This window comes from Pseudocitrobacter faecalis (assembly GCF_965231525.1).
GTDB classification, from domain to species: Bacteria; Pseudomonadota; Gammaproteobacteria; order Enterobacterales; family Enterobacteriaceae; genus Pseudocitrobacter; species Pseudocitrobacter faecalis.
This window is the reverse complement of sequence record NZ_CBDDNJ010000002.1, coordinates 3697316-3716824: the sequence shown is the minus strand read 5'-3', so window position 1 is coordinate 3716824 and position 19509 is coordinate 3697316. Positions and strand designations below refer to the sequence as shown.

16 protein-coding genes and 1 pseudogene are annotated in these 19509 nt (G+C 54.3%); 13 read left to right on the top strand and 4 right to left on the bottom strand.

Going from position 1 to position 19509, the window contains the following annotated elements; translation table 11 throughout:
• The first annotated feature begins 128 nt into the window (after window positions 1–128).
• Both nhaA and nhaR read left to right on the top strand, forming a co-directional pair.
• Complete coding sequence (nhaA, locus tag ACOXYR_RS18085; RefSeq protein ID WP_421355773.1) at window positions 129–1298, top strand: Na+/H+ antiporter NhaA; 1170 nt, start codon at window positions 129–131, stop codon at window positions 1296–1298.
• A 116-nt stretch (window positions 1299–1414) separates the two neighbouring features.
• Window positions 1415–2311 (top strand): transcriptional activator NhaR, encoded by an 897-nt coding sequence (nhaR, locus tag ACOXYR_RS18080; RefSeq protein ID WP_108475485.1) that lies wholly within the window; start codon window positions 1415–1417, stop codon window positions 2309–2311.
• Window positions 2312–2375: 64 nt separating this feature from the next.
• Here nhaR and rpsT read toward each other — a convergent pair whose 3' ends face one another.
• Window positions 2376–2639, bottom strand: a complete 264-nt coding sequence (rpsT, locus tag ACOXYR_RS18075; RefSeq protein WP_041686324.1) for a 30S ribosomal protein S20 — start codon at window positions 2637–2639, stop codon at window positions 2376–2378.
• Between the two features lie 106 nt (window positions 2640–2745).
• On the opposite strand from rpsT, the pseudogene ACOXYR_RS18070 reads away from it, so the two are divergent.
• The 11 genes and pseudogenes from ACOXYR_RS18070 to caiF all read left to right on the top strand — a co-directional run bounded on the left by ACOXYR_RS18070 (window position 2746) and on the right by caiF (window position 16338).
• A pseudogene (locus ACOXYR_RS18070) lies at window positions 2746–2962 on the top strand (DUF2575 domain-containing protein).
• Between the two features lie 7 nt (window positions 2963–2969).
• Window positions 2970–3908 carry a bifunctional riboflavin kinase/FAD synthetase gene (gene ribF / locus ACOXYR_RS18065; RefSeq protein ID WP_108475486.1) on the top strand — a complete coding sequence of 313 codons (939 nt, stop codon included), beginning with the start codon at window positions 2970–2972 and terminating at the stop codon, window positions 3906–3908.
• Window positions 3909–3944: 36 nt separating this feature from the next.
• Window positions 3945–6794, top strand: a complete 2850-nt coding sequence (ileS, locus tag ACOXYR_RS18060; protein ID WP_421355774.1) for an isoleucine--tRNA ligase — start codon at window positions 3945–3947, stop codon at window positions 6792–6794.
• A complete protein-coding gene (lspA, locus tag ACOXYR_RS18055) occupies window positions 6794–7291 on the top strand; it encodes a signal peptidase II (protein WP_421355775.1) in 498 nt (165 codons plus the stop codon). Before ileS ends, lspA begins: the two co-directional genes overlap by 1 nt.
• 118 nt (window positions 7292–7409) lie before the next feature.
• Window positions 7410–7859: an FKBP-type peptidyl-prolyl cis-trans isomerase gene (gene fkpB / locus ACOXYR_RS18050; RefSeq protein ID WP_108475488.1), complete on the top strand. Its 450-nt coding sequence runs from the start codon at window positions 7410–7412 to the stop codon at window positions 7857–7859.
• A 1-nt stretch (window position 7860) separates the two neighbouring features.
• The gene (ispH, locus tag ACOXYR_RS18045; protein ID WP_108475489.1) at window positions 7861–8811 is read left to right on the top strand and encodes a 4-hydroxy-3-methylbut-2-enyl diphosphate reductase; all 951 of its coding nucleotides are present in this window, start codon (window positions 7861–7863) and stop codon (window positions 8809–8811) included.
• 66 nt (window positions 8812–8877) lie between these two features.
• Window positions 8878–9792, top strand: a complete 915-nt coding sequence (gene rihC / locus ACOXYR_RS18040; RefSeq protein WP_421355776.1) for a ribonucleoside hydrolase RihC — start codon at window positions 8878–8880, stop codon at window positions 9790–9792.
• Window positions 9793–10056: 264 nt separating this feature from the next.
• On the top strand, window positions 10057–10878 hold the full coding sequence (gene dapB, locus ACOXYR_RS18035; protein WP_113858227.1) for a 4-hydroxy-tetrahydrodipicolinate reductase: 822 nt from the start codon (window positions 10057–10059) through the stop codon (window positions 10876–10878).
• Window positions 10879–11332: 454 nt separating this feature from the next.
• Window positions 11333–12481 carry a glutamine-hydrolyzing carbamoyl-phosphate synthase small subunit gene (gene carA, locus ACOXYR_RS18030; protein ID WP_189623694.1) on the top strand — a complete coding sequence of 383 codons (1149 nt, stop codon included), beginning with the start codon at window positions 11333–11335 and terminating at the stop codon, window positions 12479–12481.
• A gap of 18 nt (window positions 12482–12499) precedes the next feature.
• A complete protein-coding gene (carB, locus tag ACOXYR_RS18025) occupies window positions 12500–15721 on the top strand; it encodes a carbamoyl-phosphate synthase large subunit (protein ID WP_421355777.1) in 3222 nt (1073 codons plus the stop codon).
• A 221-nt stretch (window positions 15722–15942) separates the two neighbouring features.
• A complete protein-coding gene (caiF, locus tag ACOXYR_RS18020) occupies window positions 15943–16338 on the top strand; it encodes a carnitine metabolism transcriptional regulator CaiF (protein WP_108475494.1) in 396 nt (131 codons plus the stop codon).
• 38 nt (window positions 16339–16376) lie between these two features.
• On the opposite strand, the gene caiE is transcribed toward caiF, so the two are convergent.
• The 3 genes from caiE to caiC all read right to left on the bottom strand — a co-directional run bounded on the left by caiE (window position 16377) and on the right by caiC (window position 19471).
• Window positions 16377–16967: a carnitine operon protein CaiE gene (caiE, locus tag ACOXYR_RS18015; protein WP_421355778.1), complete on the bottom strand. Its 591-nt coding sequence runs from the start codon at window positions 16965–16967 to the stop codon at window positions 16377–16379.
• A gap of 72 nt (window positions 16968–17039) precedes the next feature.
• Window positions 17040–17825, bottom strand: a complete 786-nt coding sequence (caiD, locus tag ACOXYR_RS18010) for a crotonobetainyl-CoA hydratase (protein WP_108475496.1) — start codon at window positions 17823–17825, stop codon at window positions 17040–17042.
• A 104-nt stretch (window positions 17826–17929) separates the two neighbouring features.
• Window positions 17930–19471 carry a crotonobetaine/carnitine-CoA ligase gene (caiC, locus tag ACOXYR_RS18005; RefSeq protein WP_421355812.1) on the bottom strand — a complete coding sequence of 514 codons (1542 nt, stop codon included), beginning with the start codon at window positions 19469–19471 and terminating at the stop codon, window positions 17930–17932.
• Window positions 19472–19509: the final 38 nt, after the last annotated feature.

Below are 19509 nucleotides of genomic sequence, written 5' to 3'. Positions count from 1 at the left end.
CTGCCGCACCCCGCAAAAATCATTTCGTAAAAACTGAGTTATAATCCAGTTATAAACTGATTTTGCCGATCTTTCTTTCGCGATACCCTAGTTTAATCGATGAATAAGCAGTAAAAGAGAGAGTAAAAGTGAAACATTTACAGCGTTTCTTTCACAGTGATGCTTCTGGCGGGATTATCCTGATTATCGCGGCAAGCCTCGCCATGCTTCTGGCTAACATGGGCGCGACCAGCGCTCTCTACCATGCTTTCCTGGATACGCCGGTCCAGTTGAAAGTGGGCGCGCTTGAAATCAATAAAAACATGCTGCTGTGGATCAACGATGCGTTGATGGCGGTCTTCTTCCTGCTGATTGGCCTTGAGGTCAAGCGCGAGATGGTTGAAGGCGCGCTGGCGACGCGTCGGCAGGCGATATTCCCGGTGGTGGCTGCACTGGGTGGCATGGTGGTGCCAGCGCTGGTCTATCTGGCGTTCAACTTCCAGGATCCAATCGCCAGCAGCGGTTGGGCTATTCCGGCGGCGACGGATATTGCGTTTGCCTTAGGTGTGCTGGCGCTACTCGGTAGCCGCGTGCCAGCGTCGTTAAAAATCTTCCTGATGGCGCTGGCGATTATTGATGATCTGGGCGCGATCGTCATTATTGCGCTGTTTTATACCCATGATTTGTCGCTGTTGTCCCTGGCGGTTGCGGCAGCGGCCATTGCGGTGCTGGCGATTCTCAACGTCAGTGGTGTGCGCCGCACCGGGCTCTATATTCTGGTGGGCGTGATCCTCTGGACGGCTGTGCTGAAATCGGGCGTGCACGCCACGCTTGCCGGGGTGATTGTCGGCTTCTTTATTCCGCTGAAAACGGAAAACGGTAAATCACCGGCTAAACAGCTGGAACATGTGCTTCACCCCTGGGTGGCGTTTATGATTCTGCCACTGTTCGCCTTTGCTAATGCGGGCGTATCTCTCCAGGGCGTGACGCTGGAAGGACTGACCTCGCTGTTGCCGCTGGGCATCATTGCGGGTCTGTTTATCGGTAAGCCGCTGGGGATTTCACTCTTCTGCTGGCTGGCCCTGAAATTTAAGCTGGCGCGTCTGCCGGAAGGGGCGAATTTCTCGCAAATTATGGCAGTCGGTTTGCTGTGCGGTATTGGTTTTACCATGTCTATCTTTATTGCCAGCCTGGCGTTTGGCGCGGTCGATCCAGAGCTGATTATCTGGGCGAAACTGGGCATTCTGCTGGGGTCACTGCTGTCGGCGGTGGTGGGATACAGTTTGTTGCGTATGCATCTCAAACCTGAGCAGGCATAATTAGTGTGAATGATATGCCGGATGGCGGCTACGCTAATCCGGCCTACCGAAGCGTGTAGGTCGGATTCGGGTCAGTGCCATCCGATATGATGACGAATTCAGGGAGGAAACCGCAGGTGTCGCACATTAACTACAACCATCTCTATTACTTCTGGCACGTCTATAAAGAGGGCTCGGTCGTCGGCGCGGCAGAGGCGCTGTATCTGACACCGCAGACTATCACCGGGCAGATCAAAGCGCTCGAAGAACGTTTACAGGGCAAGCTTTTCAAACGCAAAGGGCGCGGTATTGAGCCCAGTGAACTGGGTGAACTGGTGTTTCGCTACGCCGACAAGATGTTCACCCTGAGCCAGGAGATGCTCGATATCATCAACTACCGCAAAGAGTCAAACCTGCTGTTCGATGTGGGCGTGGCGGATGCGTTGTCTAAACGGCTGGTGAGTGGGGTGCTGGACGCGGCCGTTGTGGAAGATGAACAAATTCACCTGCGTTGTTTTGAATCGACGCACGAGATGCTGCTGGAGCAGCTCAGCCAGCACAAGCTGGATATGATTATTTCCGATTGTCCAATCGACTCCACCCAGCAGGAAGGGCTGTTTTCGGTGAAGATTGGCGAATGTGGCGTCAGTTTCTGGTGCATGAACCCGCCGCCGGAGAAACCGTTTCCTGCCTGCCTGGAAGAGCGTCGTTTGTTAATACCAGGCCGCCGCTCAATGCTCGGGCGCAAACTGTTGAACTGGTTCAACACTCAGGGCCTGAAAGTTGAAATTCTCGGTGAGTTTGACGATGCCGCATTAATGAAAGCGTTTGGCTCAGCGCACAACGCGATTTTCGTGGCACCGACGCTTTACGGGCACGATTTCTTTGCTGATGAGAGCATTATTGAGATTGGCAGGATGGAAAGCGTGATGGAGGAGTACCATGCCATATTTGCTGAGCGAATGATTCAGCATCCGGCGGTGCAACGTATTTGTAACCGGGACTATTCCGCGCTGTTTGCGCTTGCACAATAAAACACAGACGTAAAAAAACCCGCACGAGGCGGGTTTTTTCAACAAAGCGATAACAAGCGGGCGATTAAGCCAGTTTGTTGATCTGAGCGGTCAGGTTTGCTTTATGACGCGCAGCTTTGTTTTTGTGGATCAGACCTTTAGCAGCCTGACGGTCCACGATCGGTTGCATTTCGTTAAATGCTTTAACTGCAGCAGCTTTGTCGCCAGCTTCGATTGCTGCGTATACTTTCTTGATGAAAGTACGCATCATAGAGCGACGGCTTGCGTTGTGCTTGCGAGCCTTTTCAGACTGAACGGCGCGCTTCTTAGCTGATTTGATATTAGCCAAGGTCCAACTCCCAAATGTGTTCTATATGGACAATTCAAAGGCCGAGGAATATGCCCGTTTAGCCTTCTTTTGTCAATGGATTTGTGCAAATAAGCGCCGTTAATGTATCAACGCTTCATTACGTATTGATGGCGCAGGATTCTACCAGCTTGTGGTCGATGAATACAGCCTTTCCGGCATAAAATTCGCACGACCGGCACAGATTTTCTTGCCTTTTATCGTGATGCTGATGAAATCATTGTCTCTTTCCCTGTACAAGGTGCAATCGCCGGTTAACGTCGACTGCTGTACAAGGTATACTTTGGCGATTTTCACTCTTTTGAGCCAGACATGAAGCTGATACGCGGCATACATAATCTCAGTCAGGCCCCACACGGGTGTGTGCTGACCATTGGAAATTTCGACGGTGTGCATCGTGGCCACCAGGCGTTGCTACAGGGTCTGCGTGCCGAAGGGCGTGCGCGTAATCTGCCTGTCGTGGTGATGATTTTCGAACCGCAGCCGCTGGAGCTGTTTGCGGGCGATAAGTCCCCCGCACGTCTGACGCGTCTGCGTGAAAAGCTGCGCTATCTGGCCGAGAGCGGCGTCGATTATGTCGTCTGTCTGCGTTTTGATCGTCGCTTTGCCGCGCTGAGCGCACAGGACTTTATCCGCGACCTGCTGGTGAAGCGTTTAGGTGTCCAGTTTTTAGCGGTGGGTGATGATTTCCGCTTTGGCGCTGGTCGGCAGGGTGATTTCTTGTTATTACAGAAGGCGGGCGCTGAGTTCGGCTTTGATGTCACCAGTACACAAACCTTCTGTGAAGGTGGCGTACGTATCAGCAGCACCGCCGTGCGCCAGGCGCTGGCGGATGACCAGCTCGAACTGGCTGAAAATTTATTGGGGCATCCTTTTACTATCTCCGGGCGCGTGGTGCACGGCGATGAGTTGGGGCGCACCATTGGTTTCCCGACGGCGAATTTACCGCTGCGCCGTCAGGTCTCCCCGGTTAAAGGGGTCTATGCGGTAGAAGTGACGGGGCTTGGCGACAAATCTTATACAGGTGTCGCCAATATCGGTACCCGCCCAACGGTTGCGGGCGTGCGTCAGCAACTGGAAGTGCATCTGTTGGACGTTGTAATGGACCTCTACGGTCGCCATATAGACGTTATCCTGCGTAAAAAAATACGCAATGAGCAGCGATTTGCATCGCTGGATGAGCTAAAAGCGCAAATCGCGCGTGACGAATTAACGGCCCGCGAATTTTTTGGGCTTTCAAAACCGGCTTAATGCCTGAATACGTTTAAATACGGAATCGAGAATCTAATGAGTGACTATAAATCTACCCTGAATTTGCCGGAAACAGGGTTCCCGATGCGCGGCGATCTCGCCAAGCGCGAACCGGGAATGCTGGCGCGTTGGACCGAAGATGACCTGTACGGCATCATTCGTGCCGCGAAAAAGGGCAAAAAAACCTTCATTCTGCATGATGGCCCTCCTTATGCGAATGGCAGCATTCATATTGGTCACTCTGTAAACAAGATTCTCAAAGACATTATTATTAAGTCCAAAGGTCTGGCGGGTTACGACTCTCCGTACGTACCGGGCTGGGACTGCCATGGCCTGCCAATTGAACTGAAAGTCGAACAAGAGTTCGGTAAACCGGGCGAGAAGTTCACCGCCGCTGAGTTCCGCGCGAAATGCCGTGAATACGCTGCAGGCCAGGTGGATGGTCAACGTAAAGACTTTATCCGTTTGGGCGTGCTGGGCGACTGGCAGCATCCGTACCTGACCATGGATTTCAAAACCGAAGCCAACATTATTCGTGCGCTCGGTAAAATCATCCACAACGGCCACATGCTGAAAGGCGCGAAGCCGGTTCACTGGTGCGTCGACTGTCGTTCCGCGCTGGCTGAAGCGGAAGTGGAATACTATGACAAAACCTCTCCGTCCATCGACGTGGCCTTCCACGCGGTTGACGCGGATGCGGTAAAAGCGAAATTCGGTGTTGCCAACGTCAACGGCCCGGTGTCTCTGGTTATCTGGACCACCACCCCGTGGACGCTGCCAGCAAACCGCGCCATCTCGCTCTCTAAAGAGTTCGACTATGCGCTGGTGCAGGTTGACGGCCAGGCCGTTATCGTGGCGAAAGATCTGCTCGATGGCGTAATGAAACGCATCGGCGCGGCGGATTACACCGTGCTGGGCACCGTAAACGGCGCTGAGCTTGAACTGATGCGCTTCCAGCATCCGTTCATGGGCTTCGACGTACCGGCGATTCTGGGTGACCACGTTACACTGGACGCGGGGACCGGTGCGGTGCATACCGCCGGTGGTCACGGCCCGGACGACTACACTATCAGCCAGAAATATGGTCTGGAAATCGCTAACCCGGTTGGCCCGGATGGCGCCTACCTGGCGGGTACGTACCCAGGTCTGGATGGTGTTAACGTCTTTAAAGCGAACGATAAAATCGTTGAACTGCTGCAAGAGAAAGGCGCACTGCTGCACGTTGAAAAAATGCAGCACAGCTACCCTTGCTGCTGGCGTCACAAAACGCCGATCATCTTCCGTGCGACCCCGCAGTGGTTCATCAGCATGGATCAGAAAGGCCTGCGTATTCAGTCGCTCAAAGAGATCGACCGCATCGAGCAGGATGGTCTGGCGAAAGAAAATCTGAGCGGTTGGATCCCGGCCTGGGGTAAAGCGCGCATCGAATCGATGGTTGCGAATCGCCCTGACTGGTGTATCTCCCGTCAGCGTACCTGGGGCGTACCGATGTCGCTGTTCGTGCATAAAGACACGGAAGAGCTGCACCCGCGTACCACTGAACTTATCGAAGAAGTGGCGAAATACGTTGAGAAAGACGGTATTCAGGCGTGGTGGGATCTCGACCCGCGTGACATCCTCGGCGATGACGCAGATAACTACGTGAAAGTGCCGGATACCCTGGACGTGTGGTTTGACTCCGGGTCAACCAGCTACTCCGTGGTTGACGCGCGTCCGGAATTTGGCGGCCATACGCCGGATATGTATCTGGAAGGTTCTGACCAGCATCGCGGTTGGTTCATGTCTTCCCTGATGATCTCCACGGCGATGAAAGGCAAAGCGCCTTACCGTCAGGTACTGACCCACGGCTTCACCGTCGATGGTCAGGGCCGTAAGATGTCTAAATCCATCGGTAACACTGTTTCTCCGCAGGACGTGATGAACAAGCTGGGCGCGGATATCCTGCGTCTGTGGGTGGCATCGACTGACTACACCGGCGAAATGGCCGTTTCTGACGAAATCCTGAAACGTGCTGCCGATAGCTATCGTCGTATCCGCAACACCGCGCGCTTCCTGCTGGCGAACCTGAATGGTTTCGATCCGGCGAAAGACATGGTGAAACCGGAAGAGATGGTGGTACTGGATCGCTGGGCGGTAGGCTGCGCGAAAGAAGCGCAGGAAGACATCCTGAAAGCGTACGAATCCTACGACTTCCACGAAGTGGTACAGCGTCTGATGCGTTTCTGCTCCGTTGAAATGGGCTCGTTCTATCTCGACATCATCAAAGACCGCCAGTACACCGCGAAAGCAGACAGCGTGGCGCGTCGTAGCTGCCAGACTGCGCTGTATCACATCGCCGAAGCGCTGGTGCGCTGGATGGCACCGATCATGTCCTTCACCGCAGATGAAATCTGGGGCTACCTGCCGGGCGATCGCGAGAAATACGTGTTCGCCGGGGAATGGTATGAAGGCCTGTTTGGTCTGGGCGAAACCGAAGCCATGAACGACGGCTTCTGGGACGTGCTGCTGCAGGTGCGTGGCGAAGTGAACAAAGTCATTGAACAGGCACGTGCGGATAAGAAAGTCGGCGGTTCTCTGGAAGCGGCAGTGACCCTGTACGCGGAACCTGAACTGGCGGCGAAACTGACTGCGCTGGGCGAAGAACTGCGATTTGTCCTGTTGACCTCCGGTGCGAACGTTGCGGAATATAGTGCCGCACCTGCTGATGCTCAGCAGAGCGAATTGCTCAAAGGGCTGAAAGTGTCCCTGAGCAAAGCCGAAGGTGAGAAATGCCCGCGCTGCTGGCATTACACCCAGGACGTCGGCAAGGTGGCGGAACACGCAGATATCTGTGGACGCTGTGTCAGCAACATCGCCGGTGATGGCGAAAAACGTAAGTTTGCCTGATGAGTAAATCGATGTGTTCAACAGGGCTACGCTGGCTGTGGCTGGTGGTAGTCGTGCTGATTATCGATCTGGGCAGCAAATTCCTGATCCTCCAGAACTTTGCTCTGGGGGATACGGTTTCGCTGTTCCCGTCGCTTAATCTGCATTATGCGCGTAACTATGGCGCGGCATTTAGCTTCCTCGCTGACAGCGGTGGCTGGCAGCGTTGGTTCTTTGCTGGCATCGCTATCGGTATCTGCGTGGCGCTGACGGTGCTGATGTACCGCTCAAAGGCGACCCAGAAGCTCAATAACATCGCCTATGCGCTGATTATTGGCGGCGCGCTGGGTAACCTGTTTGACCGCCTGTGGCACGGCTTCGTGGTCGATATGATCGACTTCTACGTCGGCGACTGGCACTTTGCCACCTTCAACCTGGCCGATAGCGCAATCTGCGTCGGTGCAGCGTTGATCGTGCTGGAAGGTTTCTTACCTTCCAAAGAGAAAAAAGCCGCATAAAAAAATGCCGGATGGCGCTGGCGCTTATCCGGCCTACAATATATTGCGAACCTTGTAGGCCCGGTAAGCGTAGTGCTACCGGGCAGACAGGCGGCGCCATTTTAAAGAGCAAACCTGCATGTCTGAATCTGTACAGAGCAACAGCGCCGTTCTGGTGCATTTCTCACTGAAACTCGATGACGGTTCTACCGCCGAATCGACCCGCAACAACGGCAAACCGGCGCTGTTCCGCCTGGGCGATGGCTCGCTCTCTGAAGGGCTGGAACAACATCTGCTGGGCCTGAAAGCGGGTGACAAAAAAGAATTTTCTCTGGAGCCGGATGCCGCGTTTGGCGTCTCGTCGCCAGACCTGATTCAGTACTTCTCCCGCCGTGAGTTTATGGATGCGGGCGAACCTGAAATCGGTGCAATCATGCTCTTTACCGCTATGGATGGCAGCGAGATGCCAGGCGTGATCCGTGAAATCAACGGCGACTCTATCACCGTTGATTTCAACCATCCGCTGGCCGACCATACCGTTCATTTTGATATTGAAGTACTGGAGATCGATCCGGTACTGGAGGCCTGAAATGCAGATCCTGTTGGCTAATCCGCGCGGTTTTTGCGCGGGTGTAGACCGCGCTATCAGCATTGTTGAAAACGCGCTGGCGATTTATGGCGCGCCAATCTACGTGCGTCATGAAGTGGTACACAACCGTTATGTGGTCGACAGCCTGCGCGAGCGCGGGGCGATTTTCATCGAACAGATCAGCGAAGTACCCGACGGCGCGATTCTGATTTTCTCCGCTCACGGCGTTTCTCAGGCTGTGCGCAACGAAGCGAAAAGTCGCGATCTGACCGTTTTCGACGCGACCTGCCCGCTGGTGACTAAAGTGCATATGGAAGTGGCTCGCGCCAGCCGTCGTGGTGAAGAGTCGATTCTGATTGGTCACGCCGGTCATCCGGAAGTCGAAGGCACGATGGGCCAGTACAGCAACCCGGAAGGGGGAATGTACCTGGTCGAATCGCCGGAAGATGTCTGGACACTGGAGGTTAAAAACGACGCAAAACTGTCGTTTATGACTCAGACGACGCTCTCTGTTGACGATACCTCTGACGTTATCGACGCGCTGCGTAAACGCTTCCCGAAAATCGTTGGCCCACGTAAAGATGATATCTGCTACGCCACCACTAACCGTCAGGAAGCCGTACGCTCGCTGGCCGAACAGGCTGACGTGGTGCTGGTCGTGGGGTCGAAAAACTCCTCGAACTCCAACCGCCTGGCGGAACTGGCACAGCGGATGGGCAAAGCGGCCTATCTGATTGATGACGCGACGGATATTCAGGAAGAGTGGGTGAAAGGCGCCGCCTGTGTCGGCGTGACCGCTGGCGCGTCTGCGCCGGATATCCTGGTGCAGAATGTGATTGCGCGCCTGCAAACCCTCGGGGGCGGCGAAGCCATCCCGCTGGAAGGGCGCGAAGAGAACATTGTTTTCGAAGTGCCGCGGGAACTGCGTGTGGATGTTCGTGAAGTCGAGTAAGTTATTCCCTTCATAAATATGACAAGATGCCAGACTTAATGTCTGGCATTTTTTTATGGAGGAAATATGCGCCTGCCGATTATTCTCGATACCGACCCTGGCATCGACGATGCCGCCGCCATTGCGGCTGCGTTGTTTGCCCCGGAACTGGATCTCCAGCTAATGACGACTGTGGCGGGCAACGTTTCCGTCGAAAAAACCACGCGTAACGCTCTCCAGTTGCTGCATTTCTGGGAGGCGAACGTTCCGCTGGCTCAGGGGGCGGCAACGCCGCTGGTGCGTCCGCTACGCGATGCGGCCTATGTGCACGGGCAGTCCGGTATGGAAGGTTACGACTTTACCGAACATCAGCGTCAACCGCTGGAGAAACCCGCTTTTATCGCCATTCGTGATGCGCTGATGCACTCACCGGAACCTGTCACACTGGTTGCCATCGGCCCACTCACCAATATCGCGCTGCTGCTTTCTCAATTCCCGGAGTGCAAATTCAATATCCGTCGCCTGGTGATTATGGGCGGCTCGGCGGGGCGCGGTAACTTCACGCCAAACGCCGAATTTAATATCGCCATCGACCCGGAAGCCGCTGCGCAAGTTTTCCAGAGTGGGCTGGAAATTGTGATGTGCGGTCTGGATGTGACTAACCAGGCGGTGCTAACGCCGGAATATCTGGCAACCCTTCCGGCGCTCAACAAAACCGGAAAAATGCTGCATTCGCTCTTCAGCCACTACCGCAGCGGCAGTATGCAAAGCGGCCTGCGCATGCACGATCTCTGTGCTATCGCCTGGCTGGTACGGCCGAAACTGTTCACTCTGAAACCCTGTTTTGTCGCCGTCGAGACTCAGGGAACCTACACCGCCGGAACCACTGTGGTGGATATTGAGGGACGACTTGGGCAACCTGCGAATGTGCAGGTTGCGCTGGGGCTGGATGTGGAAGGGTTCCGTGAGTGGGTAGCGGAGGTGTTGCGGCTGGCACCTTAATCGTCTTCTTATGCTATGAATAATTCTGTTGGGAAACGGAGATAATTTAGACACTTTCCATTTGAACGGTGGAAAAGTGTCAGGTTTACGCTTTAACCTTTCAGCTTTACCCATGATTCGTCCTTCCCGATGAATCATGGCTTTTACTGATATTCCCCTCTGTTTATCATTTAATTCTAATTATGGGCGTTTTCGGCTGGCGGCCTCCGGGCGGGCTGGTTACTCTGAGAACGGTTTACGCAAAATTAACAAAAGAGAATAGCTATGCATGATGCACAAATCCGTGTCGCCATTGCCGGGGCCGGGGGACGTATGGGGCGCCAGTTAATTCAGGCGGCGATGGCAATGGACGGCGTTCAGTTGGGCGCGGCGCTGGAGCGCGAAGGTTCCAGCCTGCTGGGTAGTGATGCGGGTGAGCTGGCGGGTGCGGGGAAAACCGGTGTGACCGTTCAGAGCAGCCTGGACGCGGTTAAAGATGATTTTGATGTCTTTATCGATTTTACCCGCCCGGAAGGCACGCTGACGCATTTGGCGTTCTGCCGTGAACACGGGAAAGGCATGGTTATCGGAACCACCGGTTTTGATGATGCCGGCAAGCAGGCGATTCGCGATGCCTCTCAGGATATCGCGATTGTCTTTGCCGCTAACTTCAGCGTTGGCGTGAACGTCATGCTGAAGCTGCTGGAGAAAGCCGCCAAAGTGATGGGCGACTATACCGACATCGAAATCATTGAAGCGCACCATCGTCATAAAGTGGACGCCCCATCAGGCACGGCGCTGGCAATGGGTGAGGCGATTGCGTCTGCGCTGGATAAAGATCTGAAAGAGTGTGCCGTATACAGCCGCGAAGGCTATACGGGCGAACGTGTGCCTGGCACGATCGGTTTTGCGACCGTACGTGCGGGCGATATCGTCGGCGAACATACGGCGATGTTCGCCGATATTGGCGAGCGCGTTGAGATTACGCATAAGGCCTCCAGCCGTATGACCTTTGCTAACGGGGCGGTGCGTTCGGCTTTGTGGCTTAAATCGAAGCAAAGTGGTCTTTTTGATATGCGTGATGTGCTTAATCTTAATGAATTATAGTATTTATTACCCATCGTGATGTGGTATTGCAGTCAGTAAGTTATTGATTGCATAGGGCGATATTTTATCGCCCTTTATTTTATCTATCTCATATGAATTAAGAGGTGAGAGGCTAAAAATATTCACTTATCTCTGTGATAATGGTTATTTAAATGTAAATTTTGACCATCTGGTCTACTTTTTCCCTGCCCTGTCCTGTTTTTAACATTCTTTCAGCCCCGCAAGCGTTTTCTGATGTGAGTTAGATGATCTTTTTGCCTGTTAAAAGCGCCAGTTAAAGCCAGTGGCGCAAAATAATAATAAAAAATGCCCTTTAAGGTAGACTTTTGTCTGGGCTCTCTCTAGAATGCCGCCGTTTGCCAGAAATTCAAAGGTAAGCAGATTTGCATTGATTTATGTCACTGTCGTGAATTAATATGCAAATAAAGTGAGTGAATATTCTCTGGAGGGTGTTTTGATTAAGTCAGCGCTATTGGTTCTGGAAGACGGAACCCAGTTTCACGGTCGGGCCATAGGGGCAACAGGTTCGGCGGTTGGGGAAGTCGTTTTCAATACTTCAATGACCGGTTATCAAGAAATCCTCACTGATCCTTCCTATTCCCGCCAAATCGTTACTCTTACTTATCCTCATATCGGCAATGTCGGCACCAATGCTGCTGACGAAGAGTCTTCTCAGGTTCATGCGCAGGGTCTGGTTATCCGCGACCTGCCGCTGATTGCCAGCAACTACCGCAATACTGAAGACCTCTCTTCCTACCTGAAGCGCCATAACATTGTGGCGATTGCCGATATCGATACGCGTAAGCTGACGCGTCTGCTGCGCGAGAAGGGTGCGCAGAACGGTTGCATCATCGCTGGGGATAACCTCGATGCGGCGCTGGCGCTGGAAAAAGCGCGTGCGTTCCCGGGCCTGAACGGAATGGACCTGGCGAAAGAAGTTACCACCCGCGAATCCTACAGCTGGACGCAGGGGAGCTGGACGCTGGCAGAAGAATTGCCGGAAGCGAAAAAAGAAGAAGAGCTGCCATTCCACGTCGTTGCCTACGATTTTGGCGCGAAACGCAATATTCTGCGCATGCTGGTTGACCGTGGCTGCCGCCTGACCATCGTACCGGCGCAAACTTCTGCGGAAGAGGTGCTGAAGATGAACCCGGACGGCGTGTTCCTTTCTAACGGCCCGGGCGACCCGGCTCCGTGCGATTACGCGATTACCGCGATTCAGAAATTCCTCGAAACCGACATTCCGGTATTCGGCATCTGCCTCGGCCATCAGTTACTGGCGCTGGCGAGCGGTGCGAAGACCATCAAGATGAAGTTCGGCCACCACGGCGGCAACCATCCGGTGAAAGATATCGATAAGAATGTGGTGATGATCACCGCACAGAACCACGGTTTTGCGGTGGATGAAGCGACGCTGCCTGAAAATCTGCGCGTGACGCATAAATCCCTGTTCGACGGCACCCTACAGGGGATTCATCGTACCGATAAGCCCGCGTTCAGTTTCCAGGGACACCCGGAAGCGAGCCCAGGCCCGCACGATGCTGCACCGCTGTTCGACCACTTTATCGAGCTTATCGAGCAATACCGTCAGTCCGCGAAATAATCAGGAGTTATAAGAGCCATGCCAAAACGTACAGACATAAAAAGTATCCTGATTCTGGGTGCGGGCCCGATTGTTATCGGCCAGGCGTGTGAGTTTGACTACTCTGGCGCGCAAGCCTGTAAAGCGCTGCGTGAAGAGGGTTACCGCGTCATTCTGGTGAACTCCAACCCGGCAACCATCATGACCGACCCGGAAATGGCGGATGCGACCTACATCGAGCCGATTCACTGGGAAGTGGTGCGCAAGATTATTGAGAAAGAGCGTCCGGATGCGGTGCTGCCGACCATGGGCGGCCAGACGGCGCTGAACTGCGCGCTGGAACTGGAGCGTCAGGGCGTGCTGGAAGAGTTCGGTGTCACCATGATTGGTGCGACCGCCGATGCGATTGATAAAGCAGAAGACCGCCGCCGTTTCGACGTGGCGATGAAGAAAATCGGCCTTGATACCGCACGTTCAGGTATCGCGCACACCATGGAAGAAGCGCTGGTGGTTGCCGCTGACGTTGGCTTCCCGTGCATTATTCGCCCTAGCTTCACGATGGGTGGCACCGGTGGCGGCATCGCTTATAACCGCGAAGAGTTCGAAGAAATCTGCGAACGCGGTCTGGATCTCTCCCCGACTAACGAGCTGCTGATTGATGAATCGCTGATCGGCTGGAAAGAGTACGAGATGGAAGTGGTGCGTGATAAAAACGACAACTGCATCATCGTCTGCTCCATCGAAAACTTTGATGCGATGGGCATCCACACCGGTGACTCCATCACCGTAGCACCAGCCCAGACGCTGACCGATAAAGAATACCAAATCATGCGTAACGCCTCGATGGCGGTACTGCGTGAAATCGGCGTGGAAACTGGCGGCTCCAACGTCCAGTTTGCGGTGAACCCGAAAAACGGTCGTCTGATTGTTATCGAAATGAACCCGCGTGTGTCTCGCTCCTCCGCGCTGGCTTCAAAAGCCACGGGGTTCCCGATTGCTAAAGTGGCGGCGAAACTGGCGGTAGGTTATACCCTCGACGAGCTGATGAACGACATCACCGGTGGCCGTACTCCGGCTTCCTTCGAACCGTCCATCGACTACGTGGTCACCAAAATTCCTCGCTTCAACTTTGAGAAATTCGCCGGTGCTAACGACCGTCTGACCACTCAGATGAAATCGGTTGGTGAAGTCATGGCGATTGGTCGCACGCAGCAGGAATCGCTGCAAAAAGCCTTGCGCGGCCTGGAAGTGGGCGCGACAGGTTTTGACCCGAAAGTCAGCCTCGATGACCCGGAAGCGCTGACCAAAATTCGCCGCGAGCTAAAAGACGCTGGCGCAGAGCGTATCTGGTATATCGCCGATGCGTTCCGTGCGGGCCTGTCTGTAGACGGTGTCTTCAATCTGACCAACATCGACCGCTGGTTCCTGGTGCAAATTGAAGAGCTGGTGCGCCTGGAAGAAAAAGTGGCGGAAGTCGGCATCAACGGCCTCGACGCGGACTTCCTGCGTCAGCTGAAACGCAAAGGCTTTGCCGACGCGCGTCTGGCTAAACTGGCGGGCGTGCGCGAAGCGGAAATCCGCAAGCTGCGTGACCAGTACAATCTGCACCCGGTCTACAAGCGTGTGGATACCTGCGCGGCAGAATTTGCCACCGACACCGCATACATGTATTCCACCTATGAAGAAGAGTGCGAATCCAACCCGTCCACCCGTGACAAAATCATGGTTCTCGGCGGCGGCCCGAACCGTATCGGTCAGGGTATCGAATTCGACTACTGCTGCGTACACGCCTCGCTGGCGCTGCGCGAAGACGGTTACGAGACCATCATGGTTAACTGTAACCCGGAAACTGTTTCTACCGACTACGACACTTCCGACCGTCTCTACTTCGAGCCGGTAACCCTGGAAGACGTGCTGGAAATCGTGCGTATCGAGAAGCCGAAGGGCGTTATCGTGCAGTACGGCGGTCAGACCCCGCTGAAACTGGCGCGCGCGCTGGAAGCGGCTGGTGTACCGGTTATCGGTACCAGCCCGGATGCTATCGACCGTGCGGAAGACCGTGAACGCTTCCAGCATGCGGTTGACCGTCTGAAACTGAAACAACCGGCAAACGCCACCGTTACCGCGATCGAAATGGCGGTGGAGAAAGCGAAAGAGATTGGTTACCCGCTGGTGGTGCGCCCGTCCTACGTTCTCGGTGGGCGCGCAATGGAAATCGTTTACGACGAAGCCGACCTGAAGCGCTACTTCCAGACCGCTGTCAGCGTATCTAACGACGCGCCGGTACTGCTCGACCGCTTCCTGGACGATGCGGTAGAAGTGGATGTGGACGCCATCTGCGACGGCGAAATGGTGCTGATTGGCGGCATCATGGAGCACATCGAGCAGGCGGGCGTGCACTCCGGTGACTCCGCCTGTTCTCTGCCAGCGTACACGCTGAGCCAGGAAATTCAGGATGTGATGCGCCAGCAGGTGCAGAAACTGGCCTTTGAACTGCAGGTTCGCGGTCTGATGAACGTCCAGTTTGCGGTGAAAGACAACGAAGTCTACCTGATTGAAGTTAACCCGCGTGCAGCGCGTACTGTACCGTTCGTCTCCAAAGCGACCGGTGTTCCGCTGGCGAAAGTGGCGGCACGCGTAATGGCAGGCAAAACGCTGGCCGAACAGGGCGTAACCAAAGAAATCATCCCGCCGTACTACTCCGTGAAAGAAGTGGTGCTGCCGTTCAACAAATTCCCGGGCGTTGATCCGCTGTTAGGGCCAGAGATGCGCTCTACCGGGGAAGTGATGGGCGTGGGCCGCACGTTCGCAGAAGCTTTTGCGAAAGCGCAACTGGGCAGTAACTCCACCATGAAGAAACAGGGCCGCGCACTGCTCTCCGTGCGCGAAGGCGACAAAGAACGTGTTGTCGACCTGGCGGCGAAACTGCTGAAGCATGGTTTTGAGCTGGACGCGACGCACGGCACGGCGATTGTGCTGGGCGAAGCGGGGATCAACCCACGTCTGGTGAACAAGGTGCATGAAGGTCGTCCGCACATTCAGGACCGTATCAAGAATGGCGAATACACCTACATCATCAACACTACTGCGGGTCGTCAGGCGATTGAAGACTCCAAGTTGATTCGCCGCAGCGCGTTGCAGTACAAGGTGCATTACGACACCACCCTGAACGGCGGTTTCGCAACCTCCATGGCGCTGAATGCGGATGCGAAAGAGAAAGTGATTTCGGTGCAGGAAATGCACGCGCAAATTACGAAGTAAGCGCATTTCTCGCGACGGTTTAAACGGTTCCTGAAAAGGAACCGTTTTTTTTCGCCTTCAGATCATTCCAGGTGCCTTAATCTCTTTTCAATGTAACAACCACGATTTAGATCACATCCCTAAACATTTAAGTCGCATACCATTTCACATAACCCTGATTTTAGTGTGGCTTAATGTTAGCAGGCCATAACAGATTTTTAATTCGTAAAAATGGTGTGAATATGAGTGAACAATGTGTTGGTAAGCCACTCTACTTGTTAATTGCCGAATGGATCATGGCAGAAGATCGTTGGGTAACCGCAAGAGAGATCTCCATTCATTTCGATATTGAACACAGCAAAGCGATTAATACACTTTCCTATATTCTCTCTGAGGTGGGAGAAATTAGCTGTGAAGTCAAAATGATCCCCAATAAGCTGGAGGGGCGAGGGTGTCAGTGCCAGCGGTTGGTAAAAGTGGTGGCTATTGATTCTCAGCTTTATGACCGAGTCAATCATCATGTGCGGGAAAAAATGGCTGGCGTGAGGAAAACGCCGCATATATCTGCGGTACCGCCAGCCGGGCTTAATCGTGAGCAAAAATGGCAAATGATGTTGTCTAAGAGTATGCGTCGATAAGACCGCATCGCCGGATGGTTTTGTGCCATCCGGCAACATCAGCGTTTCGGTTGTACCTCCGTCGTGCCTTTCAGGCGCGGTCGATTTTCTTCCTTTTCGGTTAACGGTTCGGTTAAGCGTAATCCTGCTATGCAGCGCGCCGCCAGATCCTGATATTCCTGCGTGTTGAGGCGCTTCCAGTGCATCTCTTCGTCAGTGACTTCTCGCAAAAAGCGTGCCGGAGAGCCGACCAGAATTTGCCGGGGCGTACCGATATAACCCGCTTTCACAAAGCTCATGGCGGCGACAATGCTCTCATCGCCAATCACTGCGCCGTCCATGATGACGCTGTTCATACCGACTAAAGCATCGCGGCCAATCACGCAGCCGTGAAGAATCGCGCCGTGGCCGATATGGCCGTTTTCGCGCACGATGGTGTCGGTATCACAGTAACCGTGCATGATGCAGCCATCCTGGAGGTTTGAACCGGCCTCAAGAATTAACCGCCCGTAATCGCCGCGCAGCGCAGCGTGCGGGCCGACGTAGACGCCCGCGCCGATAATGACGTCGCCAATCAGCACCGCGCTGGGGTGGACGTAAGCCTGTGGGTGAACGACGGGGATCAGGCCTTCAAAGGCGTATATGCTCATGTTGACTCCTGTGCCGGGAATTGCCGGATGGCGGCGTGAACGCCTTATCCGGCCTGCGAGGGCATTGCCGAATTAACGCCCCTTCCACACCGGTTCGCGTTTTTCAGCGAACGCTAATGGTCCTTCAATAGCATCTTCGGAATGCAGCACCGCCGGGTAATGTTTTAACGCACCGCTACGCATGAAACGGTAACCCTCTTCAACGGGCATTTCGCTGGTGGTGCGGTAAATCTCTTTCAACGCCGCCAGTGCCAGCGGGGCGCTTTGCACCAGTTGCTGAGCCAGTTCGCGGGCGCTTGCCATCAGTTCCGGTTGCGCTACCACGCGGTTCACGATGCCCCAACGTTGAGCTTCTTCCGCCGTCATGCGACGCCCGGTCATGACCATTTCGTTGAGGATTGCCGGAGGCAGATATTTCGGCAGACGCAACACGCCGCCGCTGTCCGGAACGATACCGAGTTTGGCTTCCGGAAGGGCAAAACTGGCGTTTTCCGCACACAGGATAAAATCAGCGGCCAGCGCCAGTTCGAAGCCACCGCCAAAGGCGTAGCCGTTCACGGCGGCAATAACCGGTTTATCAAGGTCAAAAATTTCGGTTAACCCGGCGAACCCGCCTGGGCCGAAATCGGCGTCTGGCGCTTCCCCCTCAGCGGCGGCTTTCAGATCCCATCCCGCAGAGAAAAATTTCTCGCCTGCGCCGGTAATAATGGCGACGCGCAGCGTCGGGTCATCGCGAAAATTAAGGAAAACTTCGCCCATTTCGAAACTGGTTTTCGCATCGATGGCATTGGCTTTTGGGCGATCCAGGGTTATTTCCAGAATCGCGCCGTTACGGGTCAGATGTAATGAATCACTCATGTTCCACTCCTTTTTCTGTTTTCTACGGGCAATAGCGGCCCCACAAAAACAGGTGCGTTTTTGTTTTCAGAGAATATTCAGCGGCATGACTGCCGCCAGCGTCGTTACTTCAGGTTCTTCTTAATTATTTTCCCTGAGCAGTTACGGGGCAGGTCGGTTCTGATCTCCATATAAGACGGCACTTTAAATTTCGCCATATGCGTTTCGCAGAAGCGGAAAAACTCTTCCTGACTTAAGGTTTCTCCTTCATTGAGTACGACAAAGGCTTTTATGGCTTCGTCGCGAATATCGTCTTTAATACCAATCACCACGATGTCCTGAATTTTGGGATGCGCAGCGATAATATTTTCCAGCTCGACGCAGGAGACGTTTTCACCCCCGCGTTTAATCATGTTGCAGCGGCGGTCAATAAAATAGAAAAAGCCTTCCTCGTCGTAGTAGCCGGAATCGCCGGTGTGTAGCCAGCCATCCGCCTGCAATGTGCTGGCGGTGGCATCCGGGCGCAGATAGTACTCTTTAAAGAGCGTCTTCCCCGGCTCGCCTTTAATGCAAATTTCACCGATTTCGCCCGGCGGCAATGGTCGGTTCTGGTCATCGCGAATTTCTGCCTGGTAGCAAAAACCGGGGCGGCCAATCGACGGCCAGCGACGTTTGTCACCGGGCCTGTCGCCAATAATGCCGACGATGGTTTCCGTCATGCCATATGAGGTGAGCAGCCGTACGCCAAATCGCTCGATAAACGCGTCTTTCTCCGCGACCGATAGATTCAGGTAATACATCACTTCGCGCAGGCGATGCTGACGGTCGGTCGGCGCAGGCGGCTGTACCATCAGCGTGCGGATCATCATCGGAATGCATTCCGTGACTGTAGCGCCGTAGTGACGAACCTGTCTCCAGAAGGCGCGGGCGCTGTATTTTTCAATCAGCACAAACGTCGCCCCGGCGGAAAAGGCCGCCATCGCCGCGGTACACTGGCAGTCGATGTGGAACGCGGGCATCACCGTCAGATAAACATCATCAGCGCGTAACGCACACTGCCACGAGGAGTAATAACCCGCAAAACGCAGGTTATAGTGGGTGATCACCACACCTTTAGGGCGCGACGTGGTGCCTGAGGTAAACAGAATTTCGGCGGTATCTTCCGGGCTTAACGGCGGCGCATAGCGTAGTGTGGCTGGCTGCTCTGCCTTAAGGCGCTGAAAATCAAACTCTTCGTCTTCACCATCTATCAGGCAGATCGTTTCCAGTTGGGTGGAATGCGCCGCGCGAATCTGGCGATACATCGGGTAAAAACGTGTGGAGGTCACCAGCAGGCGTGCCTGACAGTGATGCAGAATCCATGCGCTCTCTTCCTGTAACAGCCGAGCGTTAATTGGCACCATAATCGCGCCGATTTTGGCCAGCCCAAACCAGCAGAAAATAAACTCCGGGCAGTTATCGAGATGCAGGGCAACCTTGTCGCCTTTACGCACGCCCAGGGCGTGAAACAGGTTTGCCGTGCGCGTGATTTCCACATCGAGCGCTGCATAACTGAATTGCTGCACTTCGCCCGCGCAGGATTCCACTATCAGCGCCGTTTTCTCACCGTAAACTTCCGCCAGACAATCCCACATCTGCCGCACGTGTTGCCCGCCAACCATATCCATTGCGCATTCACCCACAAAATAGTCCTGGTGGTTAGCCG

Bases quoted from the DNA above. Each gene is read 5' to 3' on its own strand.
- ileS (WP_421355774.1), top strand. From the start codon at position 3,945: ATGAGTGACTATAAATCTACCCTGAATTTGCCGGAAACAGGGTTCCCG.
- ribF (WP_108475486.1), top strand. From the start codon at position 2,970: ATGAAGCTGATACGCGGCATACATAATCTCAGTCAGGCCCCACACGGG.
- carB (WP_421355777.1), top strand. From the start codon at position 12,500: ATGCCAAAACGTACAGACATAAAAAGTATCCTGATTCTGGGTGCGGGC.
- lspA (WP_421355775.1), top strand. From the start codon at position 6,794: ATGAGTAAATCGATGTGTTCAACAGGGCTACGCTGGCTGTGGCTGGTG.
- caiE (WP_421355778.1), bottom strand. From the start codon at position 16,967: ATGAGCATATACGCCTTTGAAGGCCTGATCCCCGTCGTTCACCCACAG.
- fkpB (WP_108475488.1), top strand. From the start codon at position 7,410: ATGTCTGAATCTGTACAGAGCAACAGCGCCGTTCTGGTGCATTTCTCA.
- rihC (WP_421355776.1), top strand. From the start codon at position 8,878: ATGCGCCTGCCGATTATTCTCGATACCGACCCTGGCATCGACGATGCC.
- caiF (WP_108475494.1), top strand. From the start codon at position 15,943: ATGAGTGAACAATGTGTTGGTAAGCCACTCTACTTGTTAATTGCCGAA.
- caiD (WP_108475496.1), bottom strand. From the start codon at position 17,825: ATGAGTGATTCATTACATCTGACCCGTAACGGCGCGATTCTGGAAATA.
- caiC (WP_421355812.1), bottom strand. From the start codon at position 19,471: ATGGATATGGTTGGCGGGCAACACGTGCGGCAGATGTGGGATTGTCTG.
- dapB (WP_113858227.1), top strand. From the start codon at position 10,057: ATGCATGATGCACAAATCCGTGTCGCCATTGCCGGGGCCGGGGGACGT.
- ispH (WP_108475489.1), top strand. From the start codon at position 7,861: ATGCAGATCCTGTTGGCTAATCCGCGCGGTTTTTGCGCGGGTGTAGAC.